The sequence below is a fragment of the Methanobrevibacter sp. YE315 genome (assembly GCF_001548675.1).
In the GTDB taxonomy this organism is placed as follows: domain Archaea; phylum Methanobacteriota; class Methanobacteria; order Methanobacteriales; family Methanobacteriaceae; genus Methanocatella.
In genome coordinates this window covers 1,347,164-1,366,692 of record NZ_CP010834.1, presented here as the reverse complement: position 1 = coordinate 1,366,692, position 19,529 = coordinate 1,347,164, and the positions used below count along the sequence as shown (strand labels likewise).

The 19,529-nt window shown below is 33.5% G+C and carries 26 protein-coding genes; 23 read left to right on the top strand and 3 right to left on the bottom strand.

Annotated features, from left to right (window positions below; translation table 11 throughout):
• The first annotated feature begins 84 nt into the window (after positions 1 to 84).
• The 20 genes from TL18_RS06120 to argH all read left to right on the top strand — a co-directional run bounded on the left by TL18_RS06120 (position 85) and on the right by argH (position 13,846).
• Positions 85 to 798, top strand: coding sequence for a metal-dependent transcriptional regulator (locus tag TL18_RS06120; RefSeq protein ID WP_067042924.1), 714 nt, complete (start codon positions 85 to 87; stop codon positions 796 to 798).
• 93 nt (positions 799 to 891) lie between these two features.
• A complete protein-coding gene (gene endA, locus TL18_RS06115; protein ID WP_067042921.1) occupies positions 892 to 1,407 on the top strand; it encodes a tRNA-intron lyase in 516 nt (171 codons plus the stop codon).
• 98 nt (positions 1,408 to 1,505) lie between these two features.
• Entirely contained in the window at positions 1,506 to 2,603 is a 1,098-nt protein-coding gene (locus tag TL18_RS06110; protein ID WP_067042918.1) for a tryptophan--tRNA ligase, read from the top strand.
• Positions 2,603 to 3,220: a stage II sporulation protein M gene (locus TL18_RS06105; protein WP_067042915.1), complete on the top strand. Its 618-nt coding sequence runs from the start codon at positions 2,603 to 2,605 to the stop codon at positions 3,218 to 3,220. Before TL18_RS06110 ends, TL18_RS06105 begins: the two co-directional genes overlap by 1 nt.
• 41 nt (positions 3,221 to 3,261) lie before the next feature.
• On the top strand, positions 3,262 to 4,458 hold the full coding sequence (gene thrC, locus TL18_RS06100) for a threonine synthase (protein ID WP_067042912.1): 1,197 nt from the start codon (positions 3,262 to 3,264) through the stop codon (positions 4,456 to 4,458).
• 249 nt (positions 4,459 to 4,707) lie between these two features.
• Complete coding sequence (locus tag TL18_RS06095; RefSeq protein ID WP_067042909.1) at positions 4,708 to 4,908, top strand: histone family protein; 201 nt, start codon at positions 4,708 to 4,710, stop codon at positions 4,906 to 4,908.
• Between the two features lie 472 nt (positions 4,909 to 5,380).
• Positions 5,381 to 5,749, top strand: coding sequence for a 50S ribosomal protein L7Ae (gene rpl7ae, locus TL18_RS06090; RefSeq protein WP_067042906.1), 369 nt, complete (start codon positions 5,381 to 5,383; stop codon positions 5,747 to 5,749).
• 32 nt (positions 5,750 to 5,781) lie between these two features.
• Complete coding sequence (locus tag TL18_RS06085) at positions 5,782 to 5,988, top strand: 30S ribosomal protein S28e (RefSeq protein ID WP_042692817.1); 207 nt, start codon at positions 5,782 to 5,784, stop codon at positions 5,986 to 5,988.
• A gap of 14 nt (positions 5,989 to 6,002) precedes the next feature.
• Positions 6,003 to 6,164, top strand: coding sequence for a 50S ribosomal protein L24e (locus TL18_RS06080; protein ID WP_067042904.1), 162 nt, complete (start codon positions 6,003 to 6,005; stop codon positions 6,162 to 6,164).
• Positions 6,161 to 6,613 carry a nucleoside-diphosphate kinase gene (ndk, locus tag TL18_RS06075; RefSeq protein ID WP_067042901.1) on the top strand — a complete coding sequence of 151 codons (453 nt, stop codon included), beginning with the start codon at positions 6,161 to 6,163 and terminating at the stop codon, positions 6,611 to 6,613. The genes TL18_RS06080 and ndk overlap by 4 nt, the downstream gene beginning before the upstream one ends.
• Positions 6,614 to 6,650: 37 nt before the next feature.
• Positions 6,651 to 8,441: a translation initiation factor IF-2 gene (infB, locus tag TL18_RS06070; RefSeq protein WP_067042898.1), complete on the top strand. Its 1,791-nt coding sequence runs from the start codon at positions 6,651 to 6,653 to the stop codon at positions 8,439 to 8,441.
• A gap of 35 nt (positions 8,442 to 8,476) precedes the next feature.
• Complete coding sequence (locus TL18_RS06065; protein WP_067042895.1) at positions 8,477 to 8,860, top strand: 30S ribosomal protein S6e; 384 nt, start codon at positions 8,477 to 8,479, stop codon at positions 8,858 to 8,860.
• 62 nt (positions 8,861 to 8,922) lie between these two features.
• Positions 8,923 to 10,137: a translation initiation factor IF-2 subunit gamma gene (locus TL18_RS06060; RefSeq protein WP_067042893.1), complete on the top strand. Its 1,215-nt coding sequence runs from the start codon at positions 8,923 to 8,925 to the stop codon at positions 10,135 to 10,137.
• An 11-nt stretch (positions 10,138 to 10,148) separates the two neighbouring features.
• The gene (locus tag TL18_RS06055) at positions 10,149 to 10,541 is read left to right on the top strand and encodes a PIN domain-containing protein (RefSeq protein WP_067042890.1); all 393 of its coding nucleotides are present in this window, start codon (positions 10,149 to 10,151) and stop codon (positions 10,539 to 10,541) included.
• 36 nt (positions 10,542 to 10,577) lie between these two features.
• Positions 10,578 to 11,156: a DNA-directed RNA polymerase gene (locus TL18_RS06050; RefSeq protein ID WP_067042887.1), complete on the top strand. Its 579-nt coding sequence runs from the start codon at positions 10,578 to 10,580 to the stop codon at positions 11,154 to 11,156.
• 2 nt (positions 11,157 to 11,158) lie between these two features.
• The gene (gene spt4 / locus TL18_RS06045; RefSeq protein ID WP_067042884.1) at positions 11,159 to 11,335 is read left to right on the top strand and encodes a transcription elongation factor subunit Spt4; all 177 of its coding nucleotides are present in this window, start codon (positions 11,159 to 11,161) and stop codon (positions 11,333 to 11,335) included.
• Positions 11,336 to 11,345: 10 nt separating this feature from the next.
• Complete coding sequence (locus tag TL18_RS06040) at positions 11,346 to 11,855, top strand: GTP-dependent dephospho-CoA kinase family protein (protein WP_067042881.1); 510 nt, start codon at positions 11,346 to 11,348, stop codon at positions 11,853 to 11,855.
• A gap of 18 nt (positions 11,856 to 11,873) precedes the next feature.
• Complete coding sequence (locus TL18_RS06035; RefSeq protein ID WP_067042878.1) at positions 11,874 to 12,194, top strand: 30S ribosomal protein S24e; 321 nt, start codon at positions 11,874 to 11,876, stop codon at positions 12,192 to 12,194.
• A 9-nt stretch (positions 12,195 to 12,203) separates the two neighbouring features.
• Entirely contained in the window at positions 12,204 to 12,356 is a 153-nt protein-coding gene (locus tag TL18_RS06030) for a 30S ribosomal protein S27ae (RefSeq protein ID WP_067042875.1), read from the top strand.
• A 68-nt stretch (positions 12,357 to 12,424) separates the two neighbouring features.
• A complete protein-coding gene (gene argH / locus TL18_RS06025) occupies positions 12,425 to 13,846 on the top strand; it encodes an argininosuccinate lyase (RefSeq protein ID WP_255354666.1) in 1,422 nt (473 codons plus the stop codon).
• Between the two features lie 248 nt (positions 13,847 to 14,094).
• Here argH and TL18_RS06020 read toward each other — a convergent pair whose 3' ends face one another.
• Genes TL18_RS06020 through TL18_RS06010 form a run of 3 tightly spaced genes read right to left on the bottom strand, consistent with a single transcriptional unit; the run spans position 14,095 to position 15,930 of the window.
• Positions 14,095 to 14,283 carry a hypothetical protein gene (locus tag TL18_RS06020; RefSeq protein WP_067042873.1) on the bottom strand — a complete coding sequence of 63 codons (189 nt, stop codon included), beginning with the start codon at positions 14,281 to 14,283 and terminating at the stop codon, positions 14,095 to 14,097.
• 30 nt (positions 14,284 to 14,313) lie between these two features.
• Positions 14,314 to 15,333, bottom strand: coding sequence for a 7-cyano-7-deazaguanine synthase (locus TL18_RS06015; protein ID WP_067042870.1), 1,020 nt, complete (start codon positions 15,331 to 15,333; stop codon positions 14,314 to 14,316).
• The gene (locus TL18_RS06010) at positions 15,334 to 15,930 is read right to left on the bottom strand and encodes an NAD(P)H-binding protein (protein WP_067042867.1); all 597 of its coding nucleotides are present in this window, start codon (positions 15,928 to 15,930) and stop codon (positions 15,334 to 15,336) included.
• A 95-nt stretch (positions 15,931 to 16,025) separates the two neighbouring features.
• On the opposite strand from TL18_RS06010, the gene TL18_RS06005 reads away from it, so the two are divergent.
• The 3 genes from TL18_RS06005 to TL18_RS05995 all read left to right on the top strand — a co-directional run bounded on the left by TL18_RS06005 (position 16,026) and on the right by TL18_RS05995 (position 19,422).
• Positions 16,026 to 17,174: an aldo/keto reductase gene (locus TL18_RS06005; RefSeq protein WP_067042864.1), complete on the top strand. Its 1,149-nt coding sequence runs from the start codon at positions 16,026 to 16,028 to the stop codon at positions 17,172 to 17,174.
• A gap of 43 nt (positions 17,175 to 17,217) precedes the next feature.
• The gene (locus tag TL18_RS06000; protein ID WP_067042861.1) at positions 17,218 to 18,504 is read left to right on the top strand and encodes an O-acetylhomoserine aminocarboxypropyltransferase/cysteine synthase family protein; all 1,287 of its coding nucleotides are present in this window, start codon (positions 17,218 to 17,220) and stop codon (positions 18,502 to 18,504) included.
• 87 nt (positions 18,505 to 18,591) lie between these two features.
• Complete coding sequence (locus TL18_RS05995) at positions 18,592 to 19,422, top strand: hypothetical protein (protein ID WP_067042858.1); 831 nt, start codon at positions 18,592 to 18,594, stop codon at positions 19,420 to 19,422.
• The last annotated feature ends 107 nt before the right edge of the window (positions 19,423 to 19,529 follow it).

The following is a 19,529-nucleotide window of genomic DNA, read 5'->3' as shown; positions in this document are numbered from 1 at the left end:
ATTTTTAAAAATATTTTAGGTATACCAAAACCTTTTATACTTTAAGCAATAAATATTACACTAATTATAATTAAGGTGAACATTATGGCTGAGGATAAGATCAGTGAAAATATTGAAGAATATTTGGAAGTTCTCTATCGTAATGGAAGTAATGGGGAACAGGTTTCTACTACTAAATTATCAAAAGAATTGGGTATTGCACCCGGTAGTGTAACTCAAATGCTTAAAAAATTGGAAAATTTAGGTTATATTAGTTATACTCCATATAAAGGAGCTACTTTAACTGATGAAGGTTTGAAGATAGCTCAAAAAATTACAAGAAAACACAGAATTCTAGAAAAATTCCTAACTGATATCTTAAAAATCAAGGAAGAAAACGTACATGAACAAGCTTGTGAGATGGAACATTCTTTATCTGATGAAGCTGAAAGAGCATTGTGTACTATGTTGCGTAATCCTGATTTATGTCCTGACAATAATGCGATACCTGCATGTGATTTCGATTTTGCTAGTTGTAAGCAATGTTATTCCCTCTCTGATTTTGACCAAATCATTAATAGGAACTTCAATTTATTGTCTATTTCTGAATTAACATCTAATGCTAATGGTGTTGTTTCATTTATCAGGGGCAATGATGAGCTTTTAGATAATGTTTCTGATTTAGGTATCAAGGTTGGTATGAATTTAAATTATGAATATGATGAAAATCGTATAGGTAATCATTATTTAGTTGAAATTGATGATAAAGAGTTAAATATTCCATTAGAAATGGCTAATAATATTTTTATTAGAATTTAACTTCTTTTTTTCTTATTTTTACAAAAATTTATATAAGATTTACTTCAAAGTTATTAGCATTAAATATAATTTATTTCTTTTTGCGGTGTTTTAATGCGAGGTAATTTATCTAATGAAATTGTATCTATTAAAATTGAAGAAGGAAGTAAAAGGCCAATAGCTTTGCATGAAAAAAGTAAGTTTGGTAAAATTGAAGCAGATACATTAAATCTTTCTTTAATCGAAGCTTGTTATTTATTGGAAAAAGGCCGTTTGGATATTTTTGAAGATGATATTGAATGCAGCATCGGATATATCATAGACCTTTTGAAAGAACAGGACCTTTATGGAAAGTATATTGTTTATCGTGATTTGAAAGACCGTGGATTTGTAATCAAGACAGGCTTTAAGTATGGATCCGAATTTAGATTATATAATCGTGGAGGGGGTCCGGGTCATAGTCACTCCGATTATCTGGTAAAGATTCTATTTGAAAATTATGATATTAATGCACTTGATTTTGCAAGTTATGTAAGGGTTTCACATGGAGTTAATAAGAAACTTCTTTTGGCTATTGTTGATGAGGATTTTGATATTACCTATTATAATATTGAGTGGACCAGACCATAATTTAAATTAAAGAAATCCATTATATTTTTATAAAATATTTTAATTACTATAATAATAATTAGTTGTATTGTTAATTTAACGAAATTGTTGGTGATAATGTGGCAGATTTAATTGATCCATGGGCATCATTCAGCCTAGATTATGATAAGTTAGTTAATCAGTTTGGTATTGGGAAAATTTCAGACATAATCGATGATATAAAAAACCCTCAAAAGCTAATGAAAAGAGGGGTAATCTTTGGACATAGGGAATTTAATGAAATCAATAATTTGATTAATCAAAATAAGGATTTTGCAGTTGTAACAGGCATGATGCCAAGTGGTCAAATGCACATTGGTCATAAGATGGTTGTGGACCAGTTAATATGGTACCAAAATAAGGGTGCAATGTTATCGCTTCCAATCGCTGATTTGGAATCTTATGCAGCTCGTGGCATGAGCTTTGAAAAGGGCCGCCAGATTGCCGTAGACGAATACCTGACCAATTGGATTGCTTTAGGTTTGGATTTGGAGAAAAATAATGTAAATGTTTATCTTCAATCTCAAAATAAGCAATTGCAGGACTTGGCCTTTAAAGCTTCAAGCAAAACTAATTTCAATCAACTTAAGGCCATTTACGGATTTACTCCGTCCACAAACATCGCTCACGTACAGGCGCCGTTGGTTCAAGTTGCCGATATTTTGCTTCCTCAAATTGAGGAATTCGGAGGTCCGAAAAAGGTTGTTGTTCCAGTAGGAATCGACCAGGACCCTCATATCAGATTAACCAGGGACATTGCTCAAAAGCTTCATGAAGAGTTAGGATTCCTAACCCCTGCTTCAACATATCATAGGTTTTTAACCGGCCTGACCGGTGATAAGATGAGCAGTTCCAAGCCGTCAACAGCAATTTACCTCAATGATGATACAAAAGATGCTGTCAAAAAAGTTAAATCAGCTAAGACAGGCGGTAGAGAAAGCTTGAAAGAACAGCAGGAATTAGGTGGAGAAGTCGATAAATGCGTTATTTATGAGATGCTGTTGTATCATTTCATAGATGATGATAGTGAACTTGAAAAGATAAGGCAGGACTGCTTGAATGGTACTTTACGTTGTGGCGATTGCAAAGTAAGGACTGCAGAGCTGATGGAAGAGTTTATGGAAGATTTGAAAGTTAAACAGATTGAAGCAAAAGAAATCGCTAAAACCTTGATATAATGTTTAATGAATTCAAACGGGCATTCACTGAAAATAAGCGAGCCATCTACATTGCAATAGTCATTCTTATCGTGTCGATGGTTCTTGGTTACTTTTTTGAACCCTATCTTTACAAATATCTCAATCCCGTTGTTGAAGACCTGACTCAAAAGGTCCAATCTGGTGTTGTTAAATTAACATTTGCTGATATCTTCTTAAATAATTTCAAAATAATCTGTGAAATGTTTATTCTAGGATTGCTGTTTTGTTTTTCAGCAGTGATATTGTCATTTAATGGCTTTTTTGTAGGCTATTATGTGGCTTTCTCAGGTAATTTATTTGAAGTATTGCTTTACATTATCCCTCATGGAATATTTGAATTGTCTTCATGTGCTTTGGCTTGTGCCAGCGGTTTTGTTTTGTTTAACTTCCTTTATAAATTTTTGAAAGCATTATTGATTCAGGAAGATGGTTCTTTTAAAAATAAATTGGCAAATTCTTTTGATTCCAGTTATGATAAACTAAAACAAGCATGTATATTATTTGTTACTTCTGTAATTTTATTAATAATTGCAGGATTTGTTGAAGCATATTTGACAATCCCTATTGCAGAGTTTGTTATTGGAGTTTTAGGTTAAATTTTTATAATAATACTATTAAAAAATATTAATGTGATTTTATGATAAGATGTGTTTCTTGTGGAGAAGAATATGATGACGATGAAGTAATCTACACTTGTGAAAAATGTGGATCTGTACTTGAACTCGTCAATGAAATTAATGTTTCTAAAGACATTTTTGATGGTAGAAGAGATAATTTATGGAAATTCAAAGAGTGCATTCCTGTAGATGAAGCAAAAATTGTTTCTCTTGATGAAGGTGGAACTCCGTTTTGCAAATGTGATAAATTAGGAGATGAACTTGGCGTAAATCTATATGTTAAAGTGGAAGGTTCCAATCCTACTGGAAGTTTCAAAGACAGAGGAATGACTGTTGGAATGACTAAAGCAATGGAATTGGGCGTTGATACAGTTGGTTGCGCTTCAACAGGTAATACTTCCGCATCATTATCCGCTTATGCGGCTCGTGCAGGCTTAAGATGCATAGTATTTTTACCTTCTGGAAAAGTTGCTTTAGGAAAACTTGCTCAAGCAATGTTCCATGGCGCTGAAGTAATGTCAATCAATGGAAACTTCGACGAAGCATTGGAAGCCATGACTGCTCTTGCATTAGAAAAACATCTTTACTTATTAAATTCCATTAACCCATACAGACTGGAAGGACAAAAAACCATCGGTTATGAAATCGTTCGCGATTTAGGATGGCAAGCCCCTGATAGAATCATTTTGCCGGTTGGAAATGCAGGTAACATTTCAGCTATTTGGAAAGGTGTAAAAGAGTTCTATGATGCAGGATTCATTAAAGATTTGCCTATGATGACAGGTATTCAGGCTGAAGGTGCATGCCCAGTAACTAATGCATTCAGAAAAGGGGATAAAAGAGTAGTTCCTGTTGAAAATCCGGAAACAATTGCTACTGCTATTCGTATTGGTGCTCCAGTAAGCGATATCAAAGCATTAAACGCAATTTATGATTCAAACGGTTATTCTGAAACCGTAACTGATGAGGAAATCTTGGATGCTCAAAAATTGCTTGCAAGAACAGAGGGTATTGGTGTCGAACCGGCTTCAGCAGCTTCAATTGCAGGTCTTAAAAAACTTGTAGATGAAGGTGTAGTTGATAAAGGTGAAACAATCACATGTGTTGTTACAGGACACTTATTGAAAGATCCTAACACTGCTATTAATGCATGTACCCAACCTACTGAGGTTGATGCGGATATAGACACCTTAAGAAGAATTCTTATGAACAAATAGATTTAAGTCATTTAAATCTTTTTTTCTACTTTTTTTGCTTTTCAATTTTTTATTTTTCTTATATAATTCACACTTTTTTTGATTAAGCAAGTCTATGAAAAACATTTTTGAATATATTAATGTCGGTTTTCATGTTATAATAGTTTAGTTTTTTATGCTGAAATTTTTAAAAATCAGCTTTAATGAACCAATATATTTATATATAAGCAAATAAAAACTATTATTATCAAAAAAATGAGGTGTATAATTATGAGTGAATTACCAATTGCTCCTGTAGGAAGAATATTAAAAAATGCTGGTGCACAAAGAGTCAGTGATGACGCAAAAGTTGCTTTAACCGAAGCAATCGAAGATTACGGAAACGAAATCGCAGCTAAAGCTGTAGGCTTTGCTCGTCACGCTGGTAGAAAAACTGTAAAAGCTGAAGATGTAAAATTAGCAATCAAATAGATTTGCAAATTGATCATTTAGATAGTAATTTATTTACTATCTCTTTTACACTTTTTATTAATTAATCATTAAGAACTTTATAGTTCTAAAATTACTTATTTTGCCTTATTTTTAAAAACATTTATATACTATACTAACCAATTTAATATTGTCTAGTTCTCTAGAATTATTTCATTAATTACTAAATTTTTATTTTTAGTTTTGCTAAAAATTATATGAAATTCAGAAGTATTTGTATTGAAAGTCTAATCCCTCTTATTTTTTTTCCGGGATTATATTTAGTGATATATGAATTATTCAAGAATTAGTATTATTAAAAACTATATTAAATTATTCATCTATTGAATAATTTGAGTAATTTCTATAGTTAAAAAATAATATAACTATATATAATTACATTATATTATGATTCAAAAGAATTATAATATCTGCCGATGGATGGCATAGCCAGATGAAAAAGGAGGTATATTTTATGGCAAACATTTATGTAAAATTTGACACACCTGAAGAATTAGCTAAACAAGCTGAAGAAGCATTAGAAACCGCACAATCTACTGGTAAAGTAGCAAAAGGTACTAATGAAGTAACTAAATTTATTGAAAGAGGAGACGCAGCATTAGTCGTTATCGCAGAAGATGTTGATCCTGCTGAAATCGTTGCACACATCCCTGTTTTAGCTGACGAAAAAGAAATTCCTTACGTTTACTTACCTACCAAAGAACAAGTTGGTGGAGCTGCTGGATTAACCGTTGGAACTGCATCTGCATGTATTGTAGACGCTGGTGATGCTGAAGCTGCTGTTGCTGAAATTGCTGAAAAAGTTGCTGAATTAAAAGAATAGATAAATTCTTTTAATAGATAACGGTGATTTACATGGAAGAAGGTACTCCTGCTGAAGTCATTGAAGTTTTAAAAAGAACTGGTATGACTGGTGAGGTAATGCAAATTAAATGCAGAATCCTCGATGGTAGAGATAAAGGAAGAATTTTAACAAGAAACATTATGGGCCCTGTAAGAGAAGGCGACATTTTAATGTTACTTGATACAATTAGAGAAGCTAAAGAAATTAGAACTCCTTAAGAAGGTGTAAGAACATGAGAACTTGTTCATTCTGTAAAAAAGAAATAGAAGAAGGTACTGGAAAAATGTACGTCAAAAGAGACGGATCAATTTATTTCTTTTGTAGCAGCAAATGTGAAAAAAATATGATTAAACTCGGAAGAGTTTCAAGAAAGGTTAAATGGGTTAAAGAATGATTCAAAAAAGTTTTGTAATGATAAAGCCAGACGCTGTACAAAGACGTCTTATGGGTAAAATTTTGTCTCGTTTTGAAGAAAAAGGTCTTCAAATAGTTGCTTGTAAATTAATTCAAATTGATGAAGAATTAGCAAAAACTCATTATGGGGAACATGCTGAAAAACCGTTTTTCCCTAGTTTAGTTGAATACATCACTTCTTCACCATCATTAGCTATGGTAATTGAAGGAGAAGAAGCTATTACCACTATCAGAAAATTAGTTGGTGCAACTAACCCTTTAGAAGCAGATCTTGGAACTATTAGAGGAGATTACGGTATGCATACAGGTAGAAACATTATTCATGCTTCAGATGCTCCTGAATCTGCAGAAAGAGAAATTGGTCTTTTCTTTAATGAAGACGAAATTTGTGATTATCAAATTGTTGATAACGATTTAATTTATGAATAGATTTAAATTTTAAAAATTTATTATCAAAGACGATATTATGAAAATCAGATCCCCGATTGTATCAGTTTTAGGACATGTAGACCATGGAAAGACTACATTGTTGGATTATATTAGAGGCAGTACCATCGCTGATAAAGAGGCAGGCGGTATTACTCAACACATTGGTGCTACTGAAATCCCTAACGATACTATTGAAGAAATCTGTGGAAATTTTATATCAAAATTAACTATCAAAGATTTAATACCAGGTTTATTCTTCATTGATACTCCTGGACATGCAGCTTTTACTAGTTTAAGAAAACGTGGTGGAGCATTAGCTGATTTAGCTGTTTTAATTGTGGATATTAATGATGGATTTAAACCACAAACCTATGAAGCTTTGAATATTCTTAAAATGTATAGGACTCCATTCATTGTTGTTGCCAATAAAATCGACATGATTTTTGGTTGGGAAGCACATGAAGGCGTTTCCTTTAAAGAATCTTTCAATCAGCAAGCTCAAAGTGTTAAAACCGAGTTAGACACTAAAGTCTATGAAATCGTAGGTACCCTTCACAAAGAGGGTTTCCAATCCGAAAGGTTTGACAGAGTCAGTGATTTTGCTTCACAGATTAGTATTATTCCTATTAGCGCTAAATCCGGTGAAGGTATAATTGAAGTTCTTGCAATGCTATTGGGTCTTGCTCAAGAGTATTTGACTGAACAATTGGAAATTAATGAAGATGCCCCTGCTAAAGGTACTGTACTGGAAATTAAAGAAGAAGTAGGATTAGGTCTTACTATTGATAGTATTATTTATGATGGTGTTTTGCGAACTAATGATGAAATCGCTTTAATCACTTCTTCAAATGAGGTTTTAACAACTAAAATCAGGTCTATTTTAAGGCCGCTCCCATTGGAGGAAATGAGGGATTCTAAAAAGAAATTCCAGAAGTTCGATGAGGTTGTTGCTGCTGCAGGTATTAAAATTGCGGCTCCAAACTTGGATGATGTTATTTCCGGTTCACCGCTTAGAGTGTTAAGTGATGACGTGGATGTTGAAGAAGAGCTCTTAAAAGAGATTGAAGATATTACCATAAGTACTGAAGATGAAGGTATTTTAGTTAAAGCGGATACATTAGGTTCTCTCGAAGCTATTGTTAAGTTGTTGAGAGAATTGGACATTCCTATTCGCGAAGCAAATATTGGTGATGTAAATCGTAGAGATATTATTAATTCATCCATAGCTTTGAATGAAAATGATGCGCATGGTGCTATTATTGCTTTTAATGTAAGTGTTCATCCGAATTCAGCTGATGATCTTAAAAATTCTGATGTTAAACTCTTCGAAGGAGATGTCATATATCAGATTATTGAAGATTATGAGGCATGGATCGATGAAATTGAAAGAGCCAAGAAAAAAGCATTCTACAATGCCATTATCAAACCTGCAAAATTCATGGCTTTACCTAAATTGGTTTTCCGCCAAAGTAAACCAGCTATTGTCGGAATAGAATCCATTAGTGGAACAATCAAACAAGGTCAAACTTTGATTAACAAGAATGGAGAATATGTTGGTGTAATAGCCAGTATGGAAGATAAAGGTGAAACATTGCCTGATATTTCTAGAGGTCAAAGGGTGGCTATGGCTATTAAGGACGCTATTGTCGGAAAACATTTTGATGAAGGGGATGAATTATACGTTGATGTTCCTGAAAAACATTATAAGTTTATTGAAAGGGAATTTAAAGATAAATTAACTGAAGATGAATTCGAGACTCTTTACGAATTTTTAGAAATTAAACGTAAAAAAGATCCTGATTGGGGTAAATTTGGTCTTTTTGAATAATAAATTATTGTTATAAAAAACTAAGGAGGAATACCATGGCATTTAAAGTTGTTGTGTCCCAAAAAGCTGAAACTCATCAATTCGAAATCGATGAAACTAAAGCTCTTAACGGATTAGTCATCGGTGATGAATTTGATGGTGGAATTGTTGGTTTAGATGGTTACACTTTAAAAATCACTGGTGGTAGTGATAAAAATGGTTTTACCATGAAAAAAGATGTTTCAGGTACCAGAAGAATCAAAAGTTTATTAACTGGTGGTATCGGTTATCATCCTAAAGCTGATGGTGTAAAAAGAAGAAAAACTGTTAGAGGAAACACTATCGCTGAAGATATTGTACAAATCAACACTGTAGTTACTCAAGCTGGAAGCAAATCAATAGCTGATATTCTTGGTGCTGGTGAAGAAGAGGAAGAATAGTTTTACTATCTTTCTTATTTACTTTTAAGTGAATTAAAATTTATAAAAAAAGGTGGTTATCTGTGAACGTACAGTCAGATGTTAACATAGGTTTAGTTGGTCATGTAGACCACGGTAAGACAACTCTTACCAAAGCATTATCAGGGATATGGACTGATACTCACAGTGAGGAAACAAAAAGAGGTATTTCAATTCGTTTAGGTTATGCGGATATTGAATTTAGAAAATGTCCTAATTGTGATGAACCGGAATGCTACACTACCTCTGATAAATGTGAAATCTGTGGGACTGAAACTGAATTAATTAGAAAAGTGTCTTTTGTCGACGCTCCAGGTCACGAAACTCTTATGGCAACTATGTTATCTGGTGCCGCAATTATGGATGGTGCAGTGTTAGTAATTGCTGCAAATGAGACATGTCCACAACCACAAACTAAAGAGCATCTCATGGCGCTTGATGTAATCGGTGTTAAGGATGTTATTGTAGTTCAAAACAAAATAGATATTGTTTCAAAAGAAAGAGCTATTGAAAGTTATAATGAAATTAGGGAATTTGTTAAAGGTACTTGTGCTGAAGATGCTTTAATAATACCTGTATCCGCTCAACAAGGTGCGAATGTAGATATATTAATCGAAGCTATGCTTAAGCAAATTCAACCTCCAGAAAGAAATATCGATGATACTGCATTAATGCATGTAGCAAGGTCATTCGACATCAATAAACCTGGTTCAGGTGCTGATAAGATTAAAGGTGGAGTTATTGGAGGAACCTTGGTTCAAGGTAAATTCAAACTAGGCGATACCATTGAAATTAGGCCAGGCCCTACCAATGAGGGCAAAAGAATCACCTTAAAATCTGAAATTATCGGTCTTGAAGCTAACGGAAAACAAGTTGAAGAAATTGGCCCTGGAGGTCTCGTAGGTATTGCAACCAAATTAGATCCATCTCTAACCAAATCAGATTCATTGTCCGGAACCGTTGCTGGTGAAGAAGGAACTTTACCTGATGTGTTGGATTCTTTCAAAATGGAAGCTAATTTGCTTGACCGTGTTGTAGGTACTAAAGAAGAACGTGATGTTGCTCCAATTAAAATTAAAGAACCTTTAATGATTAATTGTGGTACTACAACAACCATTGGTGTTGTAACATCTGCTAAAAAGAATGATGTTGATGTTGTTCTTAAATTGCCTGTTTGCGCAAGCCCAGGCGATAGAGTAGCTTTAAGTCGTAGAGTCGGAGCTCGTTGGAGATTGATTGGTTACGGTATTATTAAATAGAGGGAAAAATAATGGACTCTAAAGAAGTTGTAATTGATACCAATTTTTTTATGGTTCCTTTTCAGTTCAATGTGGATATAATCACTGAACTTGAAAAATTATTACCTTCTTATAAATTAACAACTCCAAGCTTTGTTATCAATGAATTGAAGGGTTTGAAAAAAAACAATAAAGGAAAAATAAGGTTAAATGCAAATTTGGCCTTAAAGTTAGCTAATTCTTCAAAAGTTGAAATAAAGGATATTTCATTACTTGAAAATGAAACTGTGGATGATGCGTTACTTAGAGTTTCAGAAGTTTTAGCTACGAATGATGTTGAATTAAAAAATCGTGCAAAAGATAAAGGAATTACTGTTGCATACTTAAGACAAAAAAAATATATTGCTGTTGAAGGTAAAATATAATATTAATTAAACTTATTAAATAAATGAGGGATTATTTTGTATTATAAAACAAAAATTGAGGATACTGTAAGAATACCACCTTACAGATTTGAAAATCCTCTCAAAGAAGTCGCTATTCAAACTTTAAACGAAACTTACGAGGGTCGTTTAGACAAAAAACTTGGTTTACTCATTTGTGTTAATGATATTGTTGAAATTGGTGAAGGAAAACTCATCATGGGTGATGGAGCTGCATACCATAATGTTGTTTTCGAAGCAATTTTCTTTAAACCAGAACAACATGAGATTTTTGATGGTGAAGTAATTGATATTGTTGATTACGGTGCTTTTGTAAGAATCGGACCTATGGATGGTTTAATCCATGTTTCCCAAGTAACTGATGATTACATTAACTATGATGCAAAAAGAGGCGCTTTGCTCGCAAAAGAATCTAACAAAACCTTGGATGAAGGAGATTTAGTTAGAGCTAGAGCAGTTAGCGTTTCCATTAAGGATGAATCTACCAATAATATCGAAAATAACAGGAATTCAAAAATTCCTCTTACAATGAGACAAACTAATTTAGGTAGATTCGAATGGATTGAAGAAGCCAAACAAAAGAATAAGAAGGGTTAATAATGAAAGCATGTACAGTTTGTAAAATGATTTCAAACAAAGACCACTGTCCTAGCTGTGGAAGCCCAACTTCCGATAATTGGAGCGGTCTTTTAATTATAACTGATCCGGAAGAATCCAGAGTCGCTAAAGAATTGAACATTGAAATTCCAGGCGAATATTGTTTAAGGGTAAGATAGAGGGTTTTTTGTGTTACGTTTAGATGCAGAATTAAATAAAGATATAATAGCTGAGCTTAAAAAGCCGTTAGGCAAATTATATCCTAACTTCGAAGATGCAATTGATGAAATCAAATCTTCCGAGTTTTTAATTTCTGTTGGTGATGCGACTTTTGGTAATCTTACTGACTATAAATTATATCCGAATATTGGTATAATTGATAATTTAATTCAAAGAAAAAATCATACTCATGAAATAATACTTGCAGATCATATTTTAAAAGCTGATAATCCTGCGGGAACTATTACAGATGATCTATGGGAAACCATAGGCCAAGCTCTTGAATTATCTAACAATGGCGAATGTTATGTAATTGAAGTAGCGGGGGAAGAAGATCTTGCAGTTCTTCCTTGCATCTTAATGGCTGATCCTGAAGCTACCATTTTATATGGTCAACCAAATGAAGGTTTGGTGCTTTTAAAAGTGGCTGATGTTAAAAATAAAGCTCAAATGCTTATTGACGGATTTATTGAAGAATAAATTAAATGAGGTTTTATCATGGAAATTGAATTTATTGAAGAAAAAGAAAATAAATTATTTAATAGAAAAGAAATTAAATTTTACGTTGATTATGATGGTGAAGCAACTCCTAAAGTATTAGACATCAAATCAAAATTAGTTGCTTTATTAAACACTAAAAAAGATTTAATTGTTGTTGACAATGTACAACCACATTACGGTGAACCTAAAGCTATTGGATATGCTAAAGTTTATGACACTGTAGATGATTTAGAATACATTGAAACTAAACATGTAATCGCTAAAAACGAAGAACCTGAAGAAGAACCTGCAGAAGATGCAGAAGATGCAGAAGAATAGGTGATTTAAATGGTAAGAAAATCTGATTTATATGAAGTTGATGGAGACAAAATTGTAAGAAAAAACCAAATTTGTCCTCGTTGTGGTGAAGGTGTATTCATGGCTGACCATGGTGACAGAGTTGCTTGTGGTAAATGCGGATACACTGAAATGAAAAAATAAGATTTCTAATCTTAATTTCTTTTTTTTATTTATTTTTATTTTTAATTATTTTTTAAGAAGGGATTCTTTTGGATAATATTAGAAATGGTCGTTTTAAGACTGGAATGACTGATGAAGCAGCGGAATATACTTCATCTCTTGAAGCAGATAAAATTATTTTTGAAGCAGATATTAAAACTAATTTTGCACACACTTCAATGCTAAAACATGAAGGAATTATTGATGCAGAAATAGCAGATAATATTTTATGTGCACTTGATAGTCTTAAAGAAGAAGGTTACGAAGCATTAGTCTTTGATCCTTCTGTTGAAGATGTTCACATGGCTATTGAGAATTATGTGACTTTTAAAATAGGACCTGAAGCAGGTTTTATGCATACCGCCAAATCACGTAATGACCAGGTTGCATGTGATGTCAGATTAGTTTTAAGGGAAAAGATTATTGAAATTCAGATTGGCATTTTGGAATTTATGGAAGGATTAGTAGAAATGTCCGGCGAGCATTTGGAGGATGTTTTCATCGGATTTACCCACTTGCAACATGCTCAGCCAATTACAATTGCTCATCATTTAATGGCTCATGTACAAGCGCTTAAAAGGGATTATGAACGTTTAGCCGACACCTATAAGCGTGTTAATCTAAATCCATTAGGTTCAGCGGCTATGGCAACTACCAGTTTCCCGATAAATAGGCAGTTGACTACTGATTTGCTTGGATTTGATGCATATCTTGAAAATTCCATGGACGGCGTTTCAGCAAGGGACTTCATCGCAGAAACAGTATTTGATTTGGTCTCTCTGTGCACAACATTATCTAAAATCTGTGAAGAGTTGATATTATGGAGCACTTATGAATTCGGCGTTATTGAAATGGCCGACGAATACTCATCTACTTCTTCTATTATGCCTCAAAAGAAAAACCCTGATGTAGCTGAACTTGCAAGAGGCAAATGCACAATTGTCAACGGTGAACTTGTAACAATTCTGACAATTCTTAAAGCTATTCCATACACCTATAACAGGGATCTGCAAGAGATTACTCCTCATTTATGGAATGCATTGAAGGTTACTCAGGATACTTTGTCCGTTGTAACTAAGATGCTGCTTTCTGTTGAGTTCAAGACAGAAAGATGCGCTGAACTCGCAGGCAAAAACTTTGCAACAGCAACCGATTTGGCAGACATTATGGTTCGTGAGAAAAAAATACCATTCAGAACAGCTCATAAAATCGTTGGAAGGATAGTTAATGAAGCTAGTGCCAATGAAATGGCTGAAGAGGATATTACTTCCAAGTTTATTGATGAAATTGCTGTTGATTTAGGTTTTGATGAGTTAAATCTTGAGGATGATTTGATACAAAGAGCTTTAAATCCTGTGGAAAATGTTAGAATAAGGGCTGTTCCTGGAGGTCCCGCTCCTGAAATGGTTCAAATAGCTCGTGAAAACATCAAATTGTTTTTAGATGATGAATTTGAAAAGCATGGAATTTAATTGATTCCATTTTTCAATATTTTTTTTAAAATCGAATTTGTTTAGGTATACCTAAACTTTATATAGTAAAATTAACAAACAATTAATTACTGATATAATCTTTTTTGGTTATTGAAGTATGATTGACGAAAGAGGTATTTATAGAAAACTTATTAGTTATTCCTCAATGATTCAATAAGTAGAGCTCAGCTTCTATTTATATCTCAATCGTAAATCATTAACTTCTTTTAAGAAAATTAAGTTAAGGGTTATTCGTCTTTTTCATTTTGAGATTCCAAATAACTTTCATGAATCTCATCTGCTAGTTCTTGGTTTCCTTCAATAATAGGTCCAGTATAATCGCAATCATAGCAAACCCACTGTGACCAATTTTGAGGTATAATCCATTTTACATTCTTAGATCCGCATCTAGGGCAAATTTTAAACATCATGGTAATTAGTATTGAATAAGTTATTATTAAGTTTAGCTATTTAGTTTTATAGAAACTCCAAATTAGGTCCAACGCTTCACCGGGCTCAAGTGCTCCTGAACGGGTTTCCCTTAAGATTCTTTGTATTGAAAATTTTTTCATGTATGGGAATTTTTTGTGCACTTCATAAAGCAGTGGACATCCGAATCCCTTAAACTCACTCAAATTATATGTTCGTATTAAGGATTTCATCTCTTGCTTGGTGATGCTTAAACTTGCTGGAAGGTTCAAGCGATATAATGAATCGTCCTGTAAATTTATGCATTGACTGCCAGTTGCAAGCATATCACCATATATAATTATAGGGATTTTTCTATTTTTTGCATATTCCTTTACAAGGTCGCTAGTATTTTTGGAGCATCTTCCACATGGATGAAGCTTGCCTGTAAATGACTCTTCAATCACCTGTGAATAATCGCTTTCAATATATTCATGAAATATATCCAGCTCTTCACATATGATTTTAATGTTTCTCTTGAATTGATTTGGTAAGATTATGGTTCCTGGATCAACTGTAACTGCAATTGGATTGAATCCAAGTTTTTTAGCTAAAATCAGTGAAAAGCTGCTGTCAACACCACCTGAAAGAGCAACAACTGCTTCAACATTTTCAGACTCTTCAAATTCATTTTCATCAATGTAATTTTTAAAGTTAAAGCTATAAATATTAGATAATTTGGCATTAATTGTTTTTTCCAAGTTTTTTAAGCCGGTTAAGTCGGAATTCAAATTATGCACGGTTTTTTTAGCCAGTTTCAACTTGTATTCCTTGTTTAAAAAATCACCATAGGACTCGACATGAATGCTTTCAAGGCCTAACTTTTCACGCAGCCTGCCAATTACCCAACCGCCCTTTCCAATAATTGCTGATTTATCCGGTCGGTCTTCAGTAATAATCCATAGCTCATTGGTCTTTTTGTTGAAATAAAGGTCTTCAATAAAAATATTCACTTTTTCATGACCTATTTCATCTCTTATGCTATTGACTTCATCCAAAATGAATTCTTTAGTATACATTTAACTCATATCTTGTGTAATGCTTATGTTTTCGTGTGAATATAATTCAGGATTTTCAATCATTTCTAGAATAATCTTTTCAGCTGACCTGTATGTGGAAACATATCCTTTAGGTGTTTCTCCTTTTTTGGTCAAGACATTGTTTTCCTCTTCAGTAAATATCATATATCCCAATCTTAGGATAGTATAGTCAAGATTGCTATTTTCTATTATGTCGGCTGCATTTCTGTTTGGAATCTGCTCTTTTTCATTGTCCAGATTGAATTCATCCCCGTTTCCTTCAGCCAACTCATTGTAAATTCCGACAACATTCATGTAGACCAGTCTTTTGACGTCCAATTCAACAAGATTTCGTGCAATGACAGGCTGGTCAGAGCCTGAAACGGCAGATATTACGATATCGCTATTTTCTAAGGCTTTATTTAAGTCTTTTATATTAGTAGCATCAATGCTTTTCGCAGTTAGCCTATGATTATCTTCATATATGTTGGCTGCAGATTTTGATATCAATGTTAATTTATAATTGGGATTTGAAAGCAGCTTAGCTGTAAACGGTATTCCAAATTTTCCAGTTGCTCCAATAATTGCAATATTCATTATTTCACCTTTTAAATATTATTTTGAATTTTTTAATATAAATATTAAATATTTGTTTACATAAATAAATGTAGAGATAATTTTGAGGGAAATTGATGCGATATAGAACGTTAGGAAATACGGGTCTTGAAGTATCTGAAATAGCTTTTGGAGCTGAATTTTTAGTAGAAAGACCTTATGAGGATGCAGAAGAACTTGTTCGTGCATGTGAAGAAAACGGAATTAATTTTTTGGATTGTTGGATGAGTGAACCGGATGTGCGTTCCCATTTGGGCCGTGCAATTAAGGATACTCGTGAAAATTGGATTATCCAAGGCCATATTGGTGCAACATGGCAAAATGAACAGTATGTCCGAACACGTGAAATGGATAAGGTCATTCCGGCATTTGAAGATTTTATGGAACGCTTTCAGATTGATACATTGGATTTTGGAATGATTCATTATGTTGACCAGATTGAAGACTATGAAAACATTATGAACGGTCCGTTTATTGAATATGTTCGCAAACTAAAGGAAGACGGTACAATAGCACACATTGGATTAAGCACCCATAACCCCGATATCGGGATATTGGCTGCAGAAAATCCTGAAATCGAACTTTTGATGTTTTCGATTAACCCTGCTTTTGACATGTTCGATTCAATGGATGATATTGAAGAATATAGGAAAGAAAATGCCTATGATGGGGAATTTTCAAGCGTCAATCCTAAAAGAGATGAAATCTATAGTTTATGTGAAGAAAACGGCACTGCATTAACAGTGATGAAAGGTTTTGCAGGTGGAAATCTGCTTTCTGATGAAACTTCTCCATTTGGCGTTGCATTAACCCCCGTTCAGTGCATTCATTATGCATTATCTCAAAAAGGAGTTTCAAGCATCTTTGTAGGTGTAAAAACTGTCGATGAGCTTGAAGAATCCTTGAAGTATTGCACTGCAAGCGATAATGAAAAGGAGTATGCTGAAGTTTTAAAAAATGCCCCTAAACATTCCTTTAAAGGACAGTGCACTTATTGCGGACATTGTCAACCATGCAGTTCAGGAATTGATATAGCAATGGTAAATAAACTGTTTGACCTTGCTAAAAACCACGACAAGGTTCCACCAGGCGTTCAAGAACACTATAATAACTTGAAGTATAATGCAACCCAATGCATCGCCTGCGGGGAGTGTGAACTCAGATGTCCTTTTGAGGTGCACATTGTAGATGTGATGTTGGATGCACAGGATTTGTTCGGGTTTTAAAAAATTTTTATATTAATTTTTACAAAAATATAACGTGATTATTATGGCATATGAAATTAAAAATAAAAAAAATATTTCTACAATTGGCGTACACGCCGGTCAGGAAGAAGTTGATGAGACTGGTTCAAGAGTAACTCCAATTTATCAAACTACTTCTTATGTATTTGAATCATCTGAACAGGCTGCAAATAGATTTGCTCTTAAGGAAGGGGGAAACATTTACACTAGACTTACAAACCCTACAACTGAAGCTTTTGAAAAAAGGATGGCAGCTATTGAAGGAGGAACTGCAGCATATGCAACTGCTTCCGGAATGTCAGCTATCTTTTATGCAATCATTAACTTGACTCAAGTGGGGGACAATATTGTTTCTGCAGATAACCTGTATGGCGGTACTTATGAGTTATTTGAAAACACATTGGAAGAATTGGGTCGTACAGTAACATTTGTTGACTCCCAATCTCCTGAATTGTTTGAAGAAGCTATTGATGATAAAACAAAAGCAATATATGTTGAATCAATTGGAAATCCAAAATTGGATATTCCTGATTTTGATAAGTTGGCAGAAATAGCTCATTCCCATCAAATCCCATTGATTGCAGACAATACCGTTGGGATAGGATCTGTCAGGCCATTTGACCATGGAGCAGACATCATTGCATCATCTGCAACTAAATACATTGGAGGTCATGGTACAACTCTCGGTGGAATTGTCATAGAAAAAGGTGACTTTGACTGGATGAACGGAAAATTCCCGACATTGTCTGAGCCTGACCCAACATATAATGGATTGGTATTTGCCGAAACATTTAAGGGTTCTGCTTTTACAACAAGAATCAGAGCAGTTATCGGAAGGGATACTGGTGCAGTGCCTTCTCCGTTCGGTTCATTTTTGCTCTTGCAGGGTCTTGAAACATTAGGACTTAGAATTGAAAGGCATGCATCAAATGCAATGGCTGTTGCAGAACACTTGGAAGCTCATCCTAAAGTGGCTTGGGTAACTTACTCAGGTCTTGAATCTAGTCCAAACCATGAAGTCGCTAAAAAGTATGCAGAAAAAGGATATGGTGGAATAGTTTCATTTGGTCTTAAAGCAGGCTATGAAGGAGCTTTGAAATTCATAGAAAGTGTAGAACTGCTTTCATTTTTAGCAAATATAGGTGATGCCAAATCATTGGTTACCCACCCAGCATCAACAACACATTCTCAGTTATCAGCCGAACAGCAATTGTCTACAGGCGTAACTCCTGATTTGATTAGATTCTCTGTAGGTATTGAAGATATTGAAGATATTTTGGCCGATGTGGATCAGGCTTTAGAAAAAATTTAGACTGGAAGTTCTTTGAACTTTCCAAATTATTTTTTTAAGTAACTCTTATTAATCACTATTTTAAAATATTTAATTGAGATGGTTTTTATGGCAGTTGATAATCAATTGGTTATTTTTATTGCGGAAATTTTAATTTTAATCGCAGAAATTCTTCTATTTTCAGGTTTATTATATGCCATAAACAAAATCTACAATTATTTAAAACGAAATTCTGATAGAAAAATATTTAATTTAAAAGAATATTTGCCAGAAGAGGAAATACATACATTAAAACAGGTATCTTACTTAATAATGATTACTTTATCGTTTATTAATATTATCTATGTGATTCTGTTCTGGTATACAGATATGGTTTTATTTGCATTGTTTGATTGTTTTGTTTCATTGATATGTTGTTTAGTCATCGATAAATCAACTTTTAAACATAAAATATTCTTCCTTTTATTGTTCCCATTAGGGTCCATGACATTTTTAGCTTTTGGATGGGAAGGATCACCATATTTATATGTTAGTGCACCATTTATTATCATATTATTTGTTATTCACATGCCACTATTCTTGTTCATTATTAAAGAGTATTATACTAAATTCATTCATTATACTGAATCTAATGGGCTTGGAGTATCCATATTGCTCTTGTTTACAGTAGTATTTGTTAGTTTAATTTTCACTGCTGCTGTAGAACATGTTGATTTGATTGATTCGTTGGTTATGGTTTCCAATGCGTTTACAAGTAATGGTTATACCGTTTTGGGAACTTCAACGTTAGGTAAATTGAACAGTGTTTTATTGGTTTGGGGAGGTTATATATTATCTGGTGTCGGTACCGCCACTTTAACGGCCGCTCTTTTAACAAGACATTTCAATAAACGTTTTGATGAGTTAAAAGAATTGATTGATCAAAACAAGGAAGATTAGTAATAGGTTGAAAAGTAGTGTTTTAGGAAATACCAATAGATCATATATTTTTCTCTACTGATCATAGCAGAATCAAGAAATCTATTCCAAAAAGATAGGTTAAAAAA